The sequence below is a fragment of the Arthrobacter sp. SDR-2R genome (assembly GCF_057747955.1).
In genome coordinates, this window is the sequence record NZ_CM173231.1 from 43539 (window position 1) to 63334 (window position 19796).

Annotated in this window: 17 protein-coding genes; 4 read left to right on the top strand and 13 right to left on the bottom strand. The window is 67.3% G+C overall.

Translation table 11 applies throughout. The features are described 5' to 3' along the window. Window positions 1-28 precede the first annotated feature (28 nt). On the top strand, window positions 29-964 hold the full coding sequence (locus AC3ANU_RS00210) for a PaaX family transcriptional regulator (protein WP_488315203.1): 936 nt from the start codon (window positions 29-31) through the stop codon (window positions 962-964). A 77-nt stretch (window positions 965-1041) separates the two neighbouring features. Here the strand turns inward: AC3ANU_RS00210 and manD are convergent, their stop codons facing one another. From manD to AC3ANU_RS00245, 7 genes are all read right to left on the bottom strand, one after another. Continuing rightward, window positions 1042-2271 carry a D-mannonate dehydratase ManD gene (manD, locus tag AC3ANU_RS00215; protein WP_488315204.1) on the bottom strand — a complete coding sequence of 410 codons (1230 nt, stop codon included), beginning with the start codon at window positions 2269-2271 and terminating at the stop codon, window positions 1042-1044. 61 nt (window positions 2272-2332) lie between these two features. Next, complete coding sequence (locus AC3ANU_RS00220) at window positions 2333-3304, bottom strand: sugar kinase (protein ID WP_488315205.1); 972 nt, start codon at window positions 3302-3304, stop codon at window positions 2333-2335. Continuing rightward, the gene (locus AC3ANU_RS00225) at window positions 3301-3984 is read right to left on the bottom strand and encodes a bifunctional 4-hydroxy-2-oxoglutarate aldolase/2-dehydro-3-deoxy-phosphogluconate aldolase (protein ID WP_488315206.1); all 684 of its coding nucleotides are present in this window, start codon (window positions 3982-3984) and stop codon (window positions 3301-3303) included. Before AC3ANU_RS00225 ends, AC3ANU_RS00220 begins: the two co-directional genes overlap by 4 nt. A 5-nt stretch (window positions 3985-3989) precedes the next feature. Next, complete coding sequence (dgoD, locus tag AC3ANU_RS00230; protein WP_018770859.1) at window positions 3990-5138, bottom strand: galactonate dehydratase; 1149 nt, start codon at window positions 5136-5138, stop codon at window positions 3990-3992. Between the two features lie 9 nt (window positions 5139-5147). Beyond that, complete coding sequence (locus AC3ANU_RS00235) at window positions 5148-6026, bottom strand: carbohydrate ABC transporter permease (protein WP_018770860.1); 879 nt, start codon at window positions 6024-6026, stop codon at window positions 5148-5150. Further along, complete coding sequence (locus AC3ANU_RS00240) at window positions 6023-6976, bottom strand: carbohydrate ABC transporter permease (protein WP_186447807.1); 954 nt, start codon at window positions 6974-6976, stop codon at window positions 6023-6025. Before AC3ANU_RS00240 ends, AC3ANU_RS00235 begins: the two co-directional genes overlap by 4 nt. 95 nt (window positions 6977-7071) lie before the next feature. After that, window positions 7072-8370 carry an ABC transporter substrate-binding protein gene (locus AC3ANU_RS00245; RefSeq protein WP_134165247.1) on the bottom strand — a complete coding sequence of 433 codons (1299 nt, stop codon included), beginning with the start codon at window positions 8368-8370 and terminating at the stop codon, window positions 7072-7074. A 137-nt stretch (window positions 8371-8507) separates the two neighbouring features. Here AC3ANU_RS00245 and AC3ANU_RS00250 point away from each other — a divergent pair, with 137 nt between their 5' ends. Further along, window positions 8508-9263, top strand: coding sequence for a FadR/GntR family transcriptional regulator (locus AC3ANU_RS00250; protein WP_018770863.1), 756 nt, complete (start codon window positions 8508-8510; stop codon window positions 9261-9263). A 36-nt stretch (window positions 9264-9299) separates the two neighbouring features. On the opposite strand, the gene AC3ANU_RS00255 is transcribed toward AC3ANU_RS00250, so the two are convergent. From AC3ANU_RS00255 to AC3ANU_RS00265, 3 genes are read right to left on the bottom strand one after another with little or no spacing between them, the layout of a single operon-like run. Further along, window positions 9300-10244, bottom strand: coding sequence for an alpha/beta hydrolase (locus AC3ANU_RS00255; RefSeq protein WP_488315207.1), 945 nt, complete (start codon window positions 10242-10244; stop codon window positions 9300-9302). Between the two features lie 20 nt (window positions 10245-10264). Further along, window positions 10265-11287: an alpha/beta hydrolase fold domain-containing protein gene (locus tag AC3ANU_RS00260; RefSeq protein ID WP_488315208.1), complete on the bottom strand. Its 1023-nt coding sequence runs from the start codon at window positions 11285-11287 to the stop codon at window positions 10265-10267. Then, a complete protein-coding gene (locus AC3ANU_RS00265) occupies window positions 11284-14016 on the bottom strand; it encodes an alpha-L-rhamnosidase (protein WP_488315209.1) in 2733 nt (910 codons plus the stop codon). The genes AC3ANU_RS00260 and AC3ANU_RS00265 overlap by 4 nt, the downstream gene beginning before the upstream one ends. A 137-nt stretch (window positions 14017-14153) precedes the next feature. On the opposite strand from AC3ANU_RS00265, the gene AC3ANU_RS00270 reads away from it, so the two are divergent. Together AC3ANU_RS00270 and AC3ANU_RS00275 are read left to right on the top strand one after the other, a co-directional pair. After that, window positions 14154-14984 carry an IclR family transcriptional regulator gene (locus AC3ANU_RS00270; protein ID WP_488315210.1) on the top strand — a complete coding sequence of 277 codons (831 nt, stop codon included), beginning with the start codon at window positions 14154-14156 and terminating at the stop codon, window positions 14982-14984. Window positions 14985-15085: 101 nt separating this feature from the next. After that, window positions 15086-16018: an intradiol ring-cleavage dioxygenase gene (locus AC3ANU_RS00275; protein ID WP_488315211.1), complete on the top strand. Its 933-nt coding sequence runs from the start codon at window positions 15086-15088 to the stop codon at window positions 16016-16018. Here the strand turns inward: AC3ANU_RS00275 and AC3ANU_RS00280 are convergent. Genes AC3ANU_RS00280 through AC3ANU_RS00290 form a run of 3 tightly spaced genes read right to left on the bottom strand, consistent with a single transcriptional unit; the run spans window position 16015 to window position 19793 of the window. After that, entirely contained in the window at window positions 16015-16482 is a 468-nt protein-coding gene (locus AC3ANU_RS00280) for a hypothetical protein (protein ID WP_018770868.1), read from the bottom strand. The genes AC3ANU_RS00275 and AC3ANU_RS00280 overlap by 4 nt on opposite strands. 60 nt (window positions 16483-16542) lie before the next feature. Beyond that, window positions 16543-17499 carry a glycoside hydrolase family 43 protein gene (locus AC3ANU_RS00285; protein WP_488315212.1) on the bottom strand — a complete coding sequence of 319 codons (957 nt, stop codon included), beginning with the start codon at window positions 17497-17499 and terminating at the stop codon, window positions 16543-16545. Next, on the bottom strand, window positions 17499-19793 hold the full coding sequence (locus AC3ANU_RS00290; protein WP_488315213.1) for an alpha-L-rhamnosidase: 2295 nt from the start codon (window positions 19791-19793) through the stop codon (window positions 17499-17501). The genes AC3ANU_RS00285 and AC3ANU_RS00290 overlap by 1 nt, the downstream gene beginning before the upstream one ends. Window positions 19794-19796 lie beyond the last annotated feature (3 nt).

A 19796-nucleotide genomic window follows, 5' to 3' on the forward strand; every position in this document is an offset into this window, starting at 1 on the left:
GTTCCCTCTACGCCTGAGAAGATGGACCGTGACCAGCAACCTCCACGTCCACTCCGGCGACCCCGCCGCACACCGCGTTGCCGCCGAGCAGGTCAATTTTCCGCGGCCGTTGAAGGGATCCGCTTCCCAGCACCTGGTGGTGACGATGATGGCGGACTATTGGCGGGAGTACACCGGATGGCTGCCCTCACGACTGATCGTGGCCCTGGCGGGAGCACTGGGCATCAGCGCGTCGGCCGCCTCTACGGCGCTGAGCCGCCTGGCCGGACGCGGGGTGCTGGAACAGTCGAACGCGGGACGAACGTCCCGTTACCGCTTCACGCCGGAAGCCCAGGCCCGCCTCGACGTGGGTGTGGGCCAGGTCAGTGGTTTCGGTTCCAAGGACCGCCGGTGGGACAGAATGTGGACTGTCATGGCCTTCACCGTTCCCGAGAGCTCCAGGGAGGTGCGTGACCTGCTCCGCAGCCGGCTCAAGTGGCTTGGTTTCGCTCCGCTGTACGGCGCGGTCTGGGTTTCCGCGTGGGACACGGTGCAGGATCTGGAGGACTCCTGCCGGCATCTGGGCGTGGACAACTATGCCATCTTCCGCACGCCTGAGGAGGAACTACGCGGCCGGCCGTTGATCGAGGCCTGGGACCTGAACGAACTCCGCGGGCAGTACGCACCCTTTATCGATGCCTACCGTGGGAAGGCCCAGACACTTGACGCCCAGCGCCTGAGCGGGGAGGAGGCCTTCCGGCTGAGGACCGAGGTGATGGATGCGTGGCGCGCTTTCCCCTGGGAGGACCCGGGCTTGCCTCCGGACCTGTTGCCCCACGATTTTCCACTGTTCGAGGCGCGCCGAATTTTCGTCACCCTCTACAACTCACTGATGGAGAGGGCTGCCTCCTACGCGGAGGAGACGGTAGCCCGGCTCGCCCCCGAACTCGCCGGGGAGAGCCGGGCCTTCCGGCTCAAGGGTTAGGGCGCCCCCGCAAGCAGCGGCTTGCAGGTCGTGGCCAGCCTCACGCGTCGTGGCGGTCCTTGCCAGTCGTGGCGGTCTTACCAGTCGTGGACGGTGCCGTCGACGAGGCGGTTGTAGGGCAGGTAGGCCTGCTGGTAGGGGTAGGCCGCGGCGGCTTCTTCGTTGAATTCGACGCCGATGCCGGGCTTGTCGCCCGGGTGCAGGTACCCGTCCACGAACGTCATGGACTGCTCGAAGACCTCGTTGGTCTTGGCCGAGTGCTGCATGTACTCCTGGATGCCGTAGTTATGGATGGCAAGGCCCACATGCAGCTGCGCGGCGAAGCCCACGGGCGAAATATCCGTGGGGCCGTGGAAACCGGACTTGATCTGGTACTGCGCCGCGAAGTCCATGACCTTCTTCAGCGGCGAAATCCCGCCGAAGTGCGTGGACGCTGCCCGGACATAGTCGATCAGCTGTTCCTTGATCAGCGTCTGGAAGTCGAACACGGTGTTGAAGATTTCACCGATCGCCAGCGGTGTGGTGGTGTGCTGGCGGACCAGGCGCAGGCCCTCCTGGTTCTCCGCCGGAGTGCAGTCCTCCAGCCAGAACAGGTCATACGGCTCCAGAGCCTTGCCCAGTTTCGCGGCCTGGATGGGCGTCATCCGGTGGTGCCCGTCATGCAGCAGCGGGATCTCGGGGCCGAACTCGTTCCGGACAGCCTCAAAGACCGTGGGCAGGTGCCGCAGGTAGGCGCGGGTGTCCCAGTCCTCTTCCTGCGGGAACGCTCCCCGGCCGGCGGGCTCGTAGTCATACCGCTCCCCCGATGCCTGTGCCTGGGCAGCCACGCCGTAGACGGCTTTGATCCCCGGGATGGCGGTCTGGATCCGGATGGACTTGTAGCCGAGCTCCAAGTGCTCCCGCACGGAATCGAACAGCGACTCGATGTCCGAGCCGGACGCGTGGCCGTAGGCGCGCAGTCCGTTCCGGGACGCCCCGCCCAGCAGCTGGTACACGGGAAGCCCGGCAACCTTGCCCTTGATATCCCACAGTGCCATGTCCACGGCGGCGATGGCCGCCATGGTGACCGGGCCACGGCGCCAGTACGCGCTCCGGTACAGGAACTGCCAGGTGTCCTCGATCCGGTGCGGGTCCTTCCCGATCAGCAGCTGCGCGACGTGTTCCTTGAGGTAGGCGGCGACGGCGAGCTCGCGGCCGTTCAGGGTGGCGTCGCCGATACCCGTCACGCCGTCGTCCGTGGTGATCCGGAGGGTCACGAAGTTTCGGGTGGGGCTGGTAACAAAGACGTCGGCGGCAATGATTTTCACAGCTGGCTTTCGGGTAGGGGCTTTGGGTAGATGGGAATTTCCCGTTGGGGTGGGCAGTTTCTCAGCGCTGGGTGCTGCCCCGGGCTGCGTCGAGCAGCGCAAGTTCATCGCGGCGCGGCAGGCCTTCCCAATCGCCGCGCGTGCTGACGGCGAAGGCGCCGGCGAGGATGCCGCGCTTGAGGCGGCCGGCGACGTCTTCGCCGTCGAGCAGGGCGGAAAGGTAACCGGCGGTGAACGCGTCCCCGGCCCCCACGGTGTCCACGCACGTCACCGGGATGGCCGGAGCTTCAAGAAGGCCGTCGGCTGTATGGACCGCGGCCCCTGCGGCGCCTCGCTTCACCACCACTTCGCTGACCCCCAAGTCCAACAGGTGCGCGGCCGCACGGGCCTCATCGGCCGGGGACGTTGCCTCCCCGCTCCCATCCGGCGGGACGGCAACCAGGTCGAGTTCGTCGTCGGACGCTATGACGATGATGGCGTGCCGGGCCAGGGGGCCGAGCACGGCTCCCGCCTGGTCCCGGGACCAAAGCTTGCTCCGGTAGTTCACATCCAGGGAGACCACCACGCCTTCAGCCGCTGCCCGTTCCGCGGCGTACTCCACCGCGTCCCGCGCTTCCGGGCTGAGTGCCGGAGTGATGCCGGTCAGGTGCAGGATCCGTGTTCCGCCATCCAGGGCCGCAGCAACCTGGCCGCGGGAGATGGTGGCTCCCGCAGATCCGGCGCGGTAGTAGAAGGCCCGGCTGAGGTCGGCGGTGCGCTGCTCCAGGAACATCACCCCGGTGCTCCGGTCCGCATGCACGGTGTGGTGCAGCTGGACGCCTTCGCCGCGCAGTTGCTTCAGGATGAACTCGCCGTGCGGGTCCGCGCCCACTGCCCCGGCCCAGGCAGCGCTGTGGCCAAGCCGTGCGACGCCGATGGCAACGTTCGATTCTGCCCCCGCCACCTGCATGTTCAGGGTGCCGCCGTTCGCCAGGGGGCCGCCGGCGCGGAGTGAGACCATGCACTCGCCGAAGGTCAGCAGGCAAACGCTCATGAAGGGGTCCCGGTTCCGGCACGGGCAGCAAATTCGGCCGCAAGGGCCAGGAAGCTGCGGGCACGTTCCCGCATTTCCGTGAGGTCGCCGCCGGAGGCTGCGCTGCCGAACAGCGGACCGCCCAGGCCGACGGCGATCGCCCCGGCTTCCCAGTACCCGGCCGCCTCGCCGAGGCCCACGCCGCCCACGGCGATGAAGGGGATGTCCGGGAAGGGATCGCGGACTGCCTTCAGGTAGCCGGGCCCGCCGATCGATGCCGGGAAAAGCTTGATGGCGGTGGCACCGCGTTCCATCGCCTCATAGGCCTCGGTGGGGGTCAGCGCGCCGGCCAGGACCGGGATGCCGGCACTGGCCGCCTCGCTGATGGAGGGGGCAAGGGAGGGGGTGACGATGAACTGGCCGCCGGCAGCGGTGACGTGTTCGACGTCGGCCTCGCTCAGGACGGTGCCGGCGCCCACCAGGCAGCCGGCCGGCGCAGCCGCGCGGACCTCGCGGATTGCCTCCAGCGCGTTGGGCGTGGTGAGGGCGATCTCCACGTACCGGAAGCCTTCCTCCATGGCGGCAAGCGCCGCCATGGCGGCAGCACCGCCGTCGTTCCCGCGGACAATGCCGACAAGCCGCGACTGCCGGATGCCGGCCAGCAGGCCGGCGGAGGTGACGGCTGGATTTTGGGATGTCATGGGATTCACCATTCTGCGAAGGATCCGTCGGGGTGGCGCCACACAGGTCCGCGCCAGGCATGGCCGCGCTTGTCCGCTGCCCGCACCACGGCCTCGTCGATTTCGACGCCCAGTCCGGGCCCGGTGAGACGCTCGATGTGGCCGTTTACGAACTTGAACGGCGTCTTGTCCACCACGTAGTCCAGGACTTCGGCGCCCTGGTTGTAGTGGATGCCGATGCTTTGTTCCTGGATGAGGAAGTTGGGCGTGGCGAAGCCCACCTGGAGGCAGGCGGCCAGCGCCAGCGGTCCCAGCGGGCAGTGCGGTGCCAGCTGGACTTCGTAGACCTCGGCCAGGGCCGCGATCTTCCGGACCTCGGTGATGCCGCCGGCATGGGAGAGGTCCGGCTGGGCCACCGCGATGCCCGCCTGCAGCGCCGGCAGGAACTCCTGCCGGCTGTACAGCCGCTCCCCCGTGGACACCGGGGTGGTGGTGGACGCGGTGAATTCCCGGAGCAGGTGAGTGTTTTCCGGCACCACGGGCTCTTCGAGGAAGAAGGGCCGGAAGGGTTCCAGCAAGGGGGCCACCCGCCTGGCGTTGGCCAGGCTGAACCGGCCGTGGAAGTCGACGGCGACGTCCCGGTGGTCGCCCAGGACCTGCCGGGCCGCGGCAACACGGCGGATGACGCCGTCGATCTCTGCCACCGACGCCACCGGGCTCATCCGTCCGCTGGCGTTCATTTTGACGGCAGTGAGGCCCACGTCCAGCTGGGCGCTGATTTGGTCCGCCACCTCGTTCGGCTCGTCGCCGCCCACCCAGCCGTACATCCGGATGCGGTCGCGGACGTGGCCGCCCAGCAGCTGGTGCACCGGAGTGTTGAAGTGCTTGCCCGCGATGTCCCACAGCGCCTGGTCCAGGCCGGAGACGGCACTGGCAAGGATGGGTCCACCCCGGTAGAAGGACCCCTTGGTCATCACCTGCCAGTGGTCTTCGATCCGGAGGGCGTCCCGTCCGATGAGCAGCTCCGAGAGTTGCCCGACGGCGGCGCGCACCGTCTCGCTGCGTCCCTCGCAGGTGGCCTCGCCCCACCCCACGATGCCGCTTTCGGTCTCGACCCGGACAAAGAGCCAGCGGGGTGGAACAAGGAATGTTTCGATCCGGCTGATGACGGTCACGCCGCGGTCCTAACCCTTGGTGGCGCCGGCGGTCAGGCCGGAGACGATGTACTTCTGCGTGAAGAGCGCAATGATCATGATGGGGATGGTGACAACAGTCGCCGCGGCCATCAGCCCGCCCCAGTCGATGCTGGCGTAGGAGACGAAGTCGAAGATCGCCACCGGCAGAGTCTTGGTCTTGGAGCCGGAGAGCACCAGCGCGAACATGAAGTTGTTCCAGGAGAAGATAAAGGACAGGATGCCGGCTGTGGCGATGCCGGACACCGCCAGCGGAAGCGTGATCAGCCGGAACGCACCGATCGGCGTAAGCCCGTCCACTTCGGCTGATTCCTCCAGCTCCAGGGGCAGCGAGTCGAAGTAGCTCATCATGATGTACACGATCAGCGGGAGGGCCACGAACATGTGGCTGAGGATCAGCACCTCGAACTTCCCCACCATGCGCAGGTTGGAGAAGACGTAGTACCAAGGCACCAGGAGTGAGACGCCGGGAATGACACGGGCCATCAGGACCACCAGCGCCGAGCGGTGCATGGTGAACCGGCTCATGGCGTAGGCAGCCGGGACGCCGAGGACGATTGACAGCGCGGTGGAGACGAAGGCAACCCAGAAGCTGTTGAAGATGAACACGAAGTAGTTGTTGCGCTGCAGCACGTTGGCGTAGTTCTCGATGGTGGGCGAGAACAGGAACGCCTTGCCGGTGTCGTAGATATCCACGTTGGTCTTCAGCGATGCCAGCAGCATCCAGAAGAGCGGCGCAAGCAGGAACAGCACCACAAGGATGAGGGCGACGACCCGGAACACCTTGTAGGCGCGCGTGGCCAGGGGCTTGCGGCGGCGCGGGGGCCGGCGGTCCGCGGCGGTGGCGGCGGAATCTGTCATGACGGTCATTTGCTTACCGCTTTCTTGCGCATGGTGAGCAGCCACATGGAGCCGATGATGATCATGAAGAACAGGATCAGCACCGCCGAGGAAAGCCCGTACTGGTTGTAGTCGAAGCTGAGTCCGTAGGCGTAGACGTTCAGCGTCTCCACTTCGTGGAACGAGCCGCCGCCCTTGCCCTTGGTGGCGTAAAGGATGTCGAAGGTCTTCAGCGCATCGATGCCGCGCAGCAGGATGGCCACGATCACGGTGGGCATCATGAGGGGGAGCGTGATGTAGAAGAACCGCTGGAAGGCGTTGGCGCCGTCCACGCGGGCGGCCTCGTCCGGTTCGTCGGACAGCGAGGTCAGCCCGGCCAGCAGGATCAGGACCACCATGGGGGTCCACTGCCACACGTCCATGAAGATGGTGGTGCCCAGGGCGGTGTCCTGGCCGGACAGCCACGGCTGGGGCGGAATGCCCACCATGCCCAGGAGCTGGTTGACGAAGCCGATGTTGGGATCGAAGATCAGCCGCCACATCATGCCCACCGCTACGGGCGTGGCCACGAGCGGCAGCAGGATGGCCACCCGGACCCACTTTTCACCCCGGAAGGGCCGCCACAGAAGCAGCGCCACGCCCATGCCCAGCACCACTTCGAAGGCCAGGGCGACGCCGGTGAAGGAAAGGGTGCGGCCCACGGCGGGCCAGAAACGCTCGGTATCGCTGAGGACCGTGATGTAGTTCTGCAGCCCGATGAACTCCGTTGCGGCCCGCACGGATCCCTGGGAGTCGGTGAGGCTGAGGTACACGGTCCAGGCCAGCGGAAAGATGATCAGGACGCCGACGAAGATCATTGCCGGTGCCGCGAAGAGCCACTTTCGGTGCCGGTTGGCCCAGGCGGAAAAGTTCCCCCCGGCACCGGCGGGGCCACCGGGCCGGCGGGTGCGGGCGCTGCGGGGAGGGTTCAATACAGACATGGTTCACCTAAGGAGTTTGGGGGTGAAGTGGGCCGCGCCGGGACGGCCATGGGCCGTCCCGGCGGGATGTTGGTGCGCGATAGGCGCCCGGTGTCCTACTTCTTTTCGCTGTCCAGGAAGGTCTGGAAAGCAGTCTGGGCGTCGTTTGCCGCTGCGGCGGCGTCCCCGCCGGTGATGGTGGCGACAATCGGGGCGCCCACGATTTCGCGTGCCTTGCCTACGGTGACAACCTCGGGCCGGTCGTGGCCCACGCCGTTCTTGGCGCTGGCGGAGATCGCGTCGGCAAGGTCCTTCGGGTAGGTGGAGGTTCCGTCAGGGTTGGACCAGACGGAGGTGCGCGGGCCCGGGACGCCGGCCTTCTGGGCTGCCAGGGTGCGTTCCTTGCTGGTTGCCCACTGGATGAACTTCCAGGCGTTGTCCTGGTTGCTGGAGTTCTGGTTCACGCCCAGCGCCCAAGAGGGGATGTTGTACGGCTTGGAACCGGCGGGACCTGCAGGCAGCGCAGCGAATCCAACCTTGTCCGCAACCTTGGACTTGGCGGGGTCGGTGGCGTTCTTGTAGAGCGAATCTGCCTCCGTGTAGAAGGCGGCACCGCCCTGGGTGAAGATGGCCATCGCCTCCGGCCAGCTCATGTCCGTGCTGACGTTGGCGGGACCGTAGTTGCGGATCAGGCCGCCGTAGTAGGCGTAGGCCTTCTTGGCGGCGTCGGTGTTGACGGAGGCCTTGCCGCTGGAGTCCATGAAGTCGCCGCCAAAGCTGTACAGGAAGCTGGAGAACTGGGTCACCGCGGCGGACTTGCCGGTGCGGGCCACGAAGCCTGCGGTGTCAGGGGAGGACGCCTTGATGGCCTTGGCCGCCGCTTCCAGTTCCTCCATGGTCTTGGGGACCTGGAGGCCTGCGGCCTGCAGCAGGTCCTTGCGGTAGTACAGGACTTCGCGCTCGGTGATGATCGGAACACCAACCACCTTGCCGTCAACGGTGGTGGCCTTGACCGGGCCCTCCTGGTAATCCTTCCAGTCCCAGCCCGAGTCCGATGAGACGTTCTTGGTCAGGTCCGCAAGGTAAGCGTTCTTGGCAAAAGCCTTGCCTTCCTGCAGCGGGCGGTACATCATCACGTCGATCTCGTCGCTGCCTGCGTTGAGCTTGACGTTGTACTGGTCAGAGAGCTGGTCCTCGCCGAGCTGGGTCAGCTCCACCTTGAGCCCGCTGGACTTCTCGAATTCCGGAATCGCGGCCTTGATGCCCTCGGTCCACACGTGGTTGGCCAGGGTGACACGGACGGTGCCGGACTGCTTGGCCTGGTCGCTGCCGCCTCCGCCGCCGCTGCAGGCGGTCAGCCCCAGCGACATCGCTGCGGCAATTGCCGCGTACTTCACAATTGAATGCCGCTTCATTACGACTTCCTTTGCCTTCAGGCCCGCAGCTTCGCGGGCGGGTGACAGACGCCTCGTTACGTCTGTTGTGTTCAGCGAGCATAAACAAATAAGGCAGACATATACAAGACCTTGCCATGCCCCCATATGATTTATTCATGACCATCCCAAAGGCGGCGTTGTCCCCGGACCTGCATTCATCGCTGGTCGAGAACCTGGGGCTCGCCATTGCCGAGGGAACGCTGGCCCCGAATTCGATCCTGCGCTTGGATGAGCTGGAGGCGCAGCACAAGGTGTCCCGCTCCGTGATCCGGGAGGCCACCCGTGTCCTGTCGTCGATGGGCATGCTGGAATCGCGCCGCCGACTGGGAACGGTGGTTCAGCCGGAAGCCAGCTGGAACCTCTATGACCCCCAGGTGATCCGGTGGCGGCTGGCCTCGGCCAAGCGGCTGGAGCAGTTGCGGTCCCTGAATGAACTGCGCGGCGCCATTGAGCCGCAGGCCGCCCGGCTCGCGGCCGAGCGCGCTTCACTCGACCAGGCCAGCGACCTTGTTTCCATGGCAGCCCGGCTTTGGGCCGCCGGGCAGCGGGGAGACCAGGAAGATTTCCTGCGCCTGGACATCGAATTCCATGCCGCTGTCCTCAATGCCTCCGGCAACCTGATGTTTTCGCAGCTGCATAAACTCGTGGCGGAAGTGCTGGCGGGGCGGACCCAGCACGGCCTGATGCCCCATCTTCCGGACCATGAGGCACTGCAGATGCACGTGGATGTGGCCAGCGCCATCCAGCGGGGCCAGGCAGCCGCCGCGCATGCCGCCATGAGCCGGATTGTGGAGCAGTCCACCGAGGAGATGGGTGACATCTGGTCCAGCAGCCATGCTTCCGTCAACGACGGCGCGGCCAACCCCGGGTAAGCCAGGTGCCGGCAGCACCAGCGGACGCCGGAAGGGTTACGCCCGCCGGACTGCCAGCAGCTCACCCGCCAGGAAATCCAGGGCCGCCTGCCCTTCCGGCAGGCCGGCGGTGTGGTTGAGGTGGCCGTGGACCGCGCCCTGGGCGAGGAAGCAGGACACCGGAACCCCTGCGCGTTCCAGCTCAGCAGCAAACAGCTCGGTGGAGCCGCGGGCGTCGTCGTACTCGCAGGCGAGCAGGGCCGTGGGCGGCAGTCCGGCAGGGTCCGCGTAGCCGGGCATCGCATAGGACGATGCCATGCTGACGGGGCCGCCCACGTAGTTCTCGGCCGTCCGGATGCAGTCCTCTACGGTGAACCGCAGGTGCCGGGGCAGCCCGGCCATGACCCGCTGATCCAGTCCCCCGGCCGGCGGCGGGAGTTCCGCGTGCAGGAAGGGGTAGGCCAGCAGGAGCTTGGCGGGCAGCGGCTTTCCGGCGTCAATCAGGTAGAGCGCGGCGCCCACCGCCAGGTTGCCACCGGCACCGGCACCGCCCAGGCAGAGCAGGTCCGGATCCAGCCCCAGGGATTCGGCGTTCTTCCGGGCCCAAAACCAGCCGGCCAGGGCGTCGTCGTGCGGGATGGGGAAGGACACGCCGTCGCGGGCCAGCCGGTAGTCCACGGACAGCACCGGCGTGCCCTGGTTAGCGAGCACCCGCGCCAGGTAATCCGACTCCGGGCTATCCACGCTGCCGCTGACGAATCCGCCGCCGTGCAGCCACACGAGGGCGGGGCTGTCCGCGCCGGCCGGTTCCCCGTAGATCCGGATGGCCACCGGCCCGTGCCGGCCGTCGGCCGTCACGGCGCGGATGGGGACGTCCGGCCCGGGTGAGCGAACGGCGTCCGGGTTAAGGAACTGCGGTCCTTCCGGGCTGGCCAGGTACTCAGCGAAACCGGCGGCGGCCTCCCCCTGTGGGCCGGCCGGGGTGGCGTCGGGGGAAGCCACGTCTGGTTTTGTGCGGGGTGTCATGGTGTTCCCAACTTCCGTGAGAAGTAGTCAACGGCTGTGGCCAGGATGGTATCCAACTGGTCCTCGGCGCCGAAGAAGCAGTGGTCGCCGCCCGTGATGGTCATGACGTCATGTTCCACGCCGGCGCCGGCGAGCGCGGCGGCCAGAAGCTCGGTCTGCGAGTGCGGGACCAGTCCATCCGAATCGCCGTGGACCAGGAGGAACGGGGCGGCATCCGCCGATACGTAGCTGACGGGGCTGGCCGCGGCCAGCAGTTTCGGGTCGTCCGACCCGCCCACCAGCATCTGCTCGGGCTGCAGCGACATTCCCGGCGGGACAGCGGCAGTCAAGGAAGGGGGAAAGAGCCCGTCCGGGGTAACTATTGGCGGGATGTCCACCAGCGAAGACACGCCGTAGAAGTCGACGACGGCGCTGACGCTGCTTGGGTGCCCCTGCGCACCGAGACCGCCCTCCAGGTCTTCGCGCTTGCCGGTGAGTCCCAGGAGCGCTACCAGGTGGCCGCCTGCTGATTCGCCCCAGGCGCCAAACCTGTCCGGGTCGATGCTGAGGTCCCCGGCGAACTCCCGGAGGTAGCGGACCGCGGCTTTGAGGTCGTGGAGCTGTGCCGGGAACGGCGCCTCCAGCGAGTGCCGGTAGTCTGCCGTGGCGCAGGCGATGCCTGCCTCGTTGAGCAGCCGGAACACGGAATCGGGGGCGAAGGTGGGCGGCAGTTCGCGGCGGTCGCCCAGCTGGAACGCTCCGCCGTGCACCCAGAGGACCACCGGCGTGGTCCCAAAGGCCTTGCGGGGCAGCCAGATGTCCATCTTCAGCGGCCGGAATCCGATGGCCCGGGCGTAGGTGACTTCACGGTGCACGGAGGATACGTCCGAGACCTGCTCCGCCGTGCCCGGGGCATCGAAGACAGGGAACGGCGGAACCTTCCTGCCTCCGGGACGGGAGGTGTCGGGACGGGATATGTCAGAACGCGACATGTCGGAAGGGGACAGGTCGAGTACCCCGGTAGCGTCATCCACTGTCATAGTGTGCTCCTCATCAGCGCAGGTTGTGCAGTGCCCGGGCCGGTGGCGGCAGGGAAAATGTGGTGTCCCGGCCCGACGACGGCGGCCGGCGCGCCGGGGAGCCGCACCTCCGCGGTGGTGCCGGAGGGAATCGTGGCTGTGAGCGTCAGCACGCCGTCGTCCATTGCTCCTTCCGCCGCAGTCCAGGCCACCTGGATCAGGCCCCGTGGCCCCATGTGTGAGGTGGAGGCGGATGCCAGGCCGGCGCCGGGGCGGGGCTCAATGATGATGCGCTCCCAGCCTGCGCTTCCGGGCGCCTGCCGCAGGCCGGCGGTGTAGCGGTGCAGGAAGGAGACCACGGCACCCTTGCTGTAGTGGTTGAGCGACTGGTGCGGCGTGCCGTTGGCATCGATGCCGTTCCACAACTCCCACACGGTGGTGGCGCCGCGGTCCACCATGGTCAGCCAGGACGGTTCCGAGTCCTGCATCAGGAGTTCATAGGCCAGGTCCAGTTGTCCGTTGTCCGCCAGGACCGGGAGCAGGTAGGGCGTGGCCAGGAAGCCGGTGCCCAGGTGGGTGCCGGCGTTCCGGATCAGGGCGGCCAGCTGCGAGGTGACCGTGGGGCGGTGTTCGGGGCTGACAAGGTCGAAGGCCAGGGCGCGGACGCAGTTGGCCTGCGTGGCTTGGATTACGCTGCCCGAAAAATCAAGGTATTCCGTCTCCCATGCGTCCCGGATCAGGTGTGAAAGTTCCGCGAGCTCGGCGGCCTCTGCATCAAGGCCCAGGACAGCAGCGATTCGTGCCATCACATCCGTGGTGTGCCGGTAGTAGGCCGTGGCCACGATCCCGTGGTCGGCGCTGCGGGCGGCGAACAGGTCAGGTTCGGGGCCGTCCGGTTCCATCCATTCACCAAAGTGGAAGCCGGTGTCCCACAGGTACCGCTCGTGCGGCGCGGGCGCTGCGCTAGAGGCGGCGCGCGCGGCGTGCCGCTCCGTTTCGGCGGTAGCCTGCACAAAGTGAAGCCACCGCTGCATGGCCTCCCAGTTTTCGGCGAGGATCCCGGCGTCCCCTGACGCCAGGTAGACCTCCCAGGGCACCATCACCACCGCATCGCCCCAGCCGGCGGACCCGTTGGTGAAGCCCATGAACTCCGCCCAGGTGGCCGCGGGCCCGGGGGACGGCGAGATGTTGGTGATGACGCCGTTGTCCCATTGGTCTGCACGGACGTCGCGCAGCCACTTGCGGGAGAAGCCTGTGACGTCGAAAAGGTATGCGGCAGTGGGGACAAACAGCTGCCAGTCCCCGGTCCAGCCGGCTTTCTCGCGCTGAGGGCAGTCGGTGGGGACCTCGCAGGAGTTGCCCAGGAAGCTCCATTCCACGATGTCATGCAGTGCGTTCAGGCGCGCATCGCTGCAGCTGAAGGTGCCAATACGTTCCAGGTCCGTCCGCACCAGGCAGCCGGTGATGTCTCCCGGTTGGAGGCCCGCGGCGAGGCCCTGGACCGAGACGTACCGGAAGCCGTGGGTGGTGTGCCGGGGTTCGAAGACTTCCCCGGGGGCACCCGAGGCGGTGACGGTGTCCACCTGGCCTGCGTCCCGGAAGGCTCCCGGCGCACGGAAGTCGAGGGGGCGTAGATGGTCCCGGTTGACGTCACCGTCCGCTCCGAGCGCTTCGCCGTATTCCAGGGTGACGGTTTCGCCCGGTGCGCCGAGCCTGGTGAGCCGGACCCAGCCGTGGATGTTCTGGCCAAAGTCCACCACCTGGCTGCCGTTGGCCAGCCGCGTGATGGACGCCGGAACAAGTTCCTGCGCCACCCGGGTGGGCGGCGCAAGGGGTCCGGCCAGTGCGGTGAAACTGCCGGGACGGACGACGGCGGAACACGGCCGGGGTGCGCGGGCAACCGGGGCGCCGTTGCCCGCCTTAGGTGCGCTGCCGCCGTCGGCCTTCCTGAAATCCACGCCCTGGCCCGCCATAAGGTCGGCGCTGAGGATCTCCGTGGCGGACACCAGCCACGAGCTGTCGGTGCCGATGACCTGCCTGCCGGCCCGTGACTCCAGTTCGAGCTGCGCCAGGAAGGCCGTGTGCGTTCCGTACATGTCGGCGTCGCGCGTGTATCCGAACGTGCCGCGGTACCAGCCGTCGGTGAGGACCGCGCGCACGGTGTTGCTGCCTTCACGGATCAGGGCGGTGACGTCGTGGGCCTGGACCTGGAGCGTGGTGTTGTAGCTGGTGGAGCCTGGGGTGAGTTGCTGGTCGCCCACGCGGTGGCCGTTGATGAATAGCTCATAGATGCCGTGCGCGGTGGCGTAGGCGCGGGCCTTCTGCGGGACCGCCGGCAGGGTGAAGGTCTTGGTGAGGGCGTAGCCGGGCCGGTCTCCTGGCGCCGGAACTTGGGGCTCGTCTGGCCCGATCCACTGCGCCGTCCAGTCCTCGGCATGCATCAGCCCCAGCTCCACCGGCATGGGGCTGGACCAGCCGCTTGGTGTTTCGGTGCCTTTTTCGTCCCTGTCCCAGGTGCGGACGCGCCACTCGAACCGGTCCCGCGAGCGCAGCGCCGGCCCGCCGTACGGGATGCCGCTGCAGGCGGCCGACTCGACCTTCCCCGTGTCCCAGCCGTTGCTTGCGGTGATGCGGTATGCCGCCTGGCTTGTGGTTCCGCCGGGAGGCGTCCAGCTGAGCCTGGGCTCCCGGATGGTCAGGCCCATCGCTTCTAACAGGTGCTCGGCCCGAAGCCGGGTGGGGGCGGTCATGCGGCAGGGCTCCTGGGGTGCGGGTGCTGGGAGTTCCAGCTTCGTTGGCGTGCTCCTGTCACCCACACAGCATTTTCATTGGTCGAAATAGTATTGTGGGGCAGCTCACCAATGCATCAGCGCTAGGAACCACCGCCATGACTGTCATTCCGGACCCGGACACCCCGCCTGCCCGCGGAAAGCGGCCCAAACAGGGCGAACCCGTCATCGACCGCGCGCTGAGCTTGCTCGCCGTCTTCTCCGACCGGCGGCGGGCACTGACGCTCTCGGAACTCGCCCGGTATGCGGACATGCCCGCGCCCACCGCACTGCGGCTGATCGCCCGGTTGGTGGCATGGGGTGCGCTTGAAAGACTCGACGACGGCCGGTATGTCGTGGGGGTCAGGCTGTGGGAAGTGGCGTCGCTGTCGCCCCGCGGGCACGGGGTGCGGGAAATTGCCCTTCCCTACCTGGAGGACCTGTTCGAAGTCACCCGGCACCACGTGCTGCTGGCGGTGCGGGACAACGAGCAGGCGGTGCTGATCGAGCGGCTGTCCGCGAAGGATGCCACGGAGGTGGCGTACCGCGTGGGTGGCCGGGCGCCCCTGCGGTCCACGGCGATCGGGCTGGTGCTGCTGGCGGGCGCGGACCAGCAGTTCCAGGAGACCATCCTGAAGCGGCCGCCGGAAAACGAGCCCGGAGTGCCGGAGATGCCGGAGGGCCAGCTGCGCAGGACCCTTTCGGATGTGCGGCGCACCGGGATTGCGATGATCCGCCGTACCGTCCCGTCCCGGACCGTCTCCGTGGCGTCCCCCATCTTCGACGCCCAGGGCTCCGTGGTGGCGTCACTGTCCATCGTGGTCCCGGACGGGTCCACTCCCCCGAACGTACTGGCCCCCGCTGTCCGCGCGGCCGCCCGCGCCGTCTCCAGGAACCTGGGGCACCAGGCTGCCGTCAGCGCCGGCAGCCGGACGCACTCGCAGGGGTAGCGGCCCTACGCGGCCGAGGCCGGGGTCGCGGGGCAACGTCACACAGGTGGCTCACAGAATCCGCCTACCGGATGCATAGTGCGGTGGCTTCCGATGGGTTCATGACCACTTCGCACAACCGCAATGAGCTCCCCGAAAACGCGCACCAGCCGCACCCGGATCACGACCGCGGCCTTGAATTCGACCTGTCGACGCTGATGAGCCGCCGCTCCCTCGGCATGTTCCTCGGTGCCGGCGGCGCCGCCGTCGCACTCGCTGCCTGCAGCCCCAACGGATCAACCACGGCTGCGCCGTCAGCCACGGACGCAACCGCCACGGCGGCTTCCACCGAATCCGCATCGGCTTCGGCTACGGCATCGTCCTCCGCCACGTCGACACCCACCATTACCCGGGCCATTGCCGAGTGCGGCGTGGAGATTCCCCAGGAAACCGCCGGACCGTACCCGGGCGACGGCTCCAACGGACCCAACGTCCTGGAAGCCTCCGGCGTGGTGCGGCAGGACATCACCTCCAGCTTCGGCACCGTGTCCGCTAAAGCGGTGGGCGTCCCGTTGACCTTCACCCTCACCCTGCTGGACAACGTCAACGGCTGCACACCGCTGGCGGGCGCGGCGGTCTACGCCTGGCATTGCGACCGCGACGGCAAGTACTCGATGTACGACTCGAGCCTGAAAAACGAAAACTACCTGCGCGGCGTCCAGGAGGCAGACGCCAACGGCCAGGTCACCTTCACGTCCATCTTCCCGGGTGCCTACGCCGGACGGTGGCCGCACATCCACTTCGAAGTGTTCGAATCCATGAACAACGCCACCGCCGCCGGCCAGGTGCTCACCGTCTCGCAGATTGCCCTGACCAAAGCGGCCTGTGACGACGTCTACGCAACTCCTGGTTACGAAAAGAGCATCACCAACATGACCCGGACCACGCTGCAGTCAGACAACGTGTTCGGCGACGACGGCGGCATCTACCAGCTGGCCATCATGACCGGATCCGCGGCGACGGGCTATGCGGCAGCGTCTAACGTGACCATCTAGGCGTACTCGCCCTTGATCACGAAGTAGGAGCCACGGATGGTGCCCGCAAGCTTGGACTTCTGGCGGGCGAACTTGAAGCTGGACGCAAGTTCCTCCGGAACGTCCATGCCGTCCGAGAGCTTGAATCCGACCGCCCGCTTGCCCCCTTCCTCAATGCCGTACATGACGTTGATGGACAGCCCTGACTCGTAGAACACGTAGGCCATTCGCAGCCCGTCCACTTCGAAGGAGGACACCTCAAGGGGTTTGGAGGCAATCACCAGGTTGCGCTCGGCGGACAGGATGTTGTTCACATAGTCCAGCACTTCCGGCGCTTCCCCGGCAGGGACCACCGTGAAGTCGTGGTCGTATTTATTCTTGTAGTAGCGGGCCTCGTTGGCGCGGAGCCCGGCCAACGCCTCCGCTACCGGTGACGATTCCAGACCGGCGGTGGACACGTTCTTGAAATCCACGGTGTACGGCATGAGTCCTCCCTGGGAATGATCTTTTGCCACATCGTTGCAGATCAGCGCCTCCGCTGCACCTCATCGAAGGACGCGGATGCTGTTCCCGCCGATTTCCACGCCAGTGATCCTGACCCTTTCGTTGGGTGTGTCGTTCGGCCCGTGAAAGACCAGATAGTCACGCCCGCCGGATGTGCGGAGGACCATTCCATGCCCGCCATTGCTGGACCACACAGGGTCCGCCTGCTGGATCCAGGGCCCCTTGATGGTTCCGCTTTTCGACTCGGCGATGCCCATTGCATACCCGGCCTCGCCGTGGCTTGACCACAGCATCAGCAAAGACCCTTCCGGCGAACGGACAACAAACGGTCCATCGGTGAACAGGGGATCTGCGGCAAGGTTCAGGTCCTTTGGGGGTTCCACCCCCTCCGGGAACCGCAGCGGCCGGGTCCAGGCCGCCGCGGATGCCTTGAACAGGAGAGCAGGCTCACCGGCTGCCGTGCGCAGGTCCGGCGCCAGGCGGACGGCACGCATCTCGCCGTCAGTGATCCCTGGTGCATCAGCGGTTCCCTCCGTCCCACGGCTGTAGACGAGCCAGCGGGTGGAATCCTCGTCGATATACAGCGTCCCGTCGAGGCACGGTTCGGCCGCCGGCGTCACGGCTCCGTCACTCCAGGGCTGGTACGGGCCCGTGGCCAGATCCGAGGCAAGAACCGCGACGCCCCGGGGGCGGTTGCCCGTTGACGTCGCAAAGGTGCCGAACATGAAGAACCGTCCGTCAAGGGCGTACACCTCCGGAGCCCAGAACTGCGCGTCCGCCCAAAAATCCGCTGGCGGCCGGAAGGCCGCAAAGGGGCCTTCCCAGTGTTCAAGGTCATTGCTGGTATAGCAGTCAAAGCCGGTGGCGGGGCCACTCCACACGTTCCTGTCGCTGGTCCCGAACAGGACAAACTCCCCCGGAACCGGTTCCAGGATGAAAGGGTCCCGCATCCGGATTTCATCGAGGCGCAGGTACTGAACCGTCTCTTGCTTGCCCATCAGCGGCTTGCCTCCAAATCGAGCATGGGGGCAACGCGCCCTTCGAAAGAGTGCGTGCCGCCCTCAACGGTGCGCCGCACACCGTCCGGAAGGACGACGTCGGCCGCCACCCCGTCGGGGACGGCCGCCTCGAGGCGGAACGCACCGCCGTCGAGCGTCCATTCAACCCGGACCTCACCGTGCGGAGTCTTCAGGTAGGTCCTGGCCCAGTCGATTCCTTGGCCCGGCTGCGGGGCGATGAGGACCCGCGCGTAGCCGGGTTCCAGCGGGCGGATGCCGCCGATGGCCTTGTGCATCCAGTCCGCAACCGCGCCCAAGGCGTAGTGGTTGAAGCTGGTCATCTGTCCGGGGTTGATGGTGCCGTCCGGCAACATGGAATCCCAGCGCTCCCAGACCGTGGTGGCTCCCATCGTTACCGGGTACAGCCAGGAGGGGCAGCCCTCCTCCAGCAGCAGCCGGTAGGCCTCGTCCATGTGGCCGGTGTCCGTCAGCGCGTGCGTGATGAACGGGGTGCCCGCGAATCCGGTGGACACGCGGTAGCCGTTGTCCCTGACCAGTTCCGCCAGGCGGGTCCCGGCGAACTCCCGCAGCTCCGGGGTGGCCAGGATGTCGAAGGCGATAGCCAGCGCGTAGACCGTGGTGCAGTCGCTGCGGATGGTGCCGTCGGCAGCGACGTAGTTCTCGGCGAAGGCGGTGCGCACCCGGGCGGCGAGCGCCTCGAAGTGGGCCTCGTCGTCGTGCCTGCCCAGCAGCCCGGCAGCCTGGGCGGTTAGGCGCGCGGTGCGGTACATGCAGGCGGTGGCCACCACGCCGGTGTCTGCCTTGGCCGCCCATGGCTGGTCCGGCGCGGCGTCGGGGTCCAGCCAGTCGCCGAACTGGAAGCCGGAGTCCCACAGGCCCGTGGGCGAGAGCAGCCCCTCCACCCGGCGGGTGTGCGAGGCCATCGACTCGTACTGGTTCCGCAGCACGCTGAGGTCCCCGTAGGCCTCCCAGAGTGCCCATGGCACCCACACGGCGGCTTCACTCCACAGGGCGGACGATTCCGGAGCCGGGAATTCGGGCGGCTGCGGGCAGTATTTCAGGGCATCGGGCACGGTGATGGGCACCAGGCCGTTTGCCGCTTTTTGCTCGGCGGAGAGGTCCAGCAGCCAGTCCTGCAGGAAGCCCTTGACGTCGTACAGGTAGGCGGCGGTGGGGGCGAAGACCGCGATGTCGCCGGTCCAGCCCAGGCGCTCATCGCGCTGCGGGCAGTCGGTGGGCAGGTCCAGGAAGTTCCCGCGGAGGCCCCAGACGATGTTGCGGTGCAGCTGGTTGACGAGTTCGTTGGAACATTCGAAGGTGCCGGTGCGCTCGAGGTCGGAGTGGACCACCACGGCTTCCAAGTCACCATCGGTGAGGTCGCCCGGCCAGCCGGTGATCTCGGCGTAGCGGAAGCCGTGGAAGGTCTTGGTGGGTTCAAAGTCGTCTTTCCCGCCGGAGAGGATGAACGTGTCCGTGGCCTTGGCCGACCGCAGGGGCCGGACGCCGAGTTCGCCGTCTTCCAGGACCTCGGCGTGCCGCACGGTAATGGCCTGCCCGGCCTCGCCCCGCACCGTGAAGCGGAGCCAGCCCACCAGGTTCTGGCCGAAGTCCACCAGCGTCCGGCCGGTGGGTGAGGTGCGGATTTCCACGGGATGCACGACGCCGGCACGCACCACGGGCGGGCCCACCGGCTCAGCCAGCCGGCCGCCGTCGAACGCCAGCCCACGCACACCCGTCCAGTCAGCACCGGGTACAAAGCCGGGCTCCGCCCAGCCCTTTTGCAGGCGGCGGGCGTCGATGGTCTGGCCGTCGTAGAGGTCGTTGAAGGTGGTGGCGGAGGGGCCTGCCTGCCAGGAGGTGTCAGAGGCGACCGACTGGACGTGTCCGTCGTCGAACTCGATGTCCAGCTGGCCGAGGAACCCCAGCTCACTGCCGTACAGGTTGGACATCCCGTGCCAGGCCAGCCGTCCGCGGTACCAGCCGTTGCCCAGTTCCACCCCCAGCACGCTGGTTGGCGCCAGCAGGGAGGTGACGTCGTAGCTGCGGTAGCGCAGCCGCCATTCGTAGGAACTCCAGCCGGGGCCCAGGACGTCTGGCCCCACCGGAGTGCCGTTGATGGATGCCTCGTAGACGCCGAGGGCGGTGGCCCGGAGCATCGCCTGCACCACGCCGCCGTGGCCCTCGTCGAGCGTAAATTCCTTGCGGAGCAGGGGGGCGCCGTCAAGGTCCTGTTGGGGCGTGATCATGGCGGCGTGCCAGGGCGTGGAGGTCATGGA

Coding starts and splice junctions, on each gene's coding strand:
- AC3ANU_RS00280 (WP_018770868.1), bottom strand. CDS start 16,482: ATGCCGTACACCGTGGATTTCAAGAACGTGTCCACCGCCGGTCTGGAA.
- AC3ANU_RS00285 (WP_488315212.1), bottom strand. CDS start 17,499: ATGGGCAAGCAAGAGACGGTTCAGTACCTGCGCCTCGATGAAATCCGG.
- AC3ANU_RS00245 (WP_134165247.1), bottom strand. CDS start 8,370: ATGAAGCGGCATTCAATTGTGAAGTACGCGGCAATTGCCGCAGCGATG.
- AC3ANU_RS00260 (WP_488315208.1), bottom strand. CDS start 11,287: ATGACAGTGGATGACGCTACCGGGGTACTCGACCTGTCCCCTTCCGAC.
- AC3ANU_RS00270 (WP_488315210.1), top strand. CDS start 14,154: ATGACTGTCATTCCGGACCCGGACACCCCGCCTGCCCGCGGAAAGCGG.
- AC3ANU_RS00240 (WP_186447807.1), bottom strand. CDS start 6,976: ATGTCTGTATTGAACCCTCCCCGCAGCGCCCGCACCCGCCGGCCCGGT.
- AC3ANU_RS00235 (WP_018770860.1), bottom strand. CDS start 6,026: ATGACCGTCATGACAGATTCCGCCGCCACCGCCGCGGACCGCCGGCCC.
- AC3ANU_RS00220 (WP_488315205.1), bottom strand. CDS start 3,304: ATGAGCGTTTGCCTGCTGACCTTCGGCGAGTGCATGGTCTCACTCCGC.
- AC3ANU_RS00275 (WP_488315211.1), top strand. CDS start 15,086: ATGACCACTTCGCACAACCGCAATGAGCTCCCCGAAAACGCGCACCAG.
- AC3ANU_RS00265 (WP_488315209.1), bottom strand. CDS start 14,016: ATGACCGCCCCCACCCGGCTTCGGGCCGAGCACCTGTTAGAAGCGATG.
- AC3ANU_RS00290 (WP_488315213.1), bottom strand. CDS start 19,793: ATGACCTCCACGCCCTGGCACGCCGCCATGATCACGCCCCAACAGGAC.
- AC3ANU_RS00250 (WP_018770863.1), top strand. CDS start 8,508: ATGACCATCCCAAAGGCGGCGTTGTCCCCGGACCTGCATTCATCGCTG.
- AC3ANU_RS00225 (WP_488315206.1), bottom strand. CDS start 3,984: ATGACATCCCAAAATCCAGCCGTCACCTCCGCCGGCCTGCTGGCCGGC.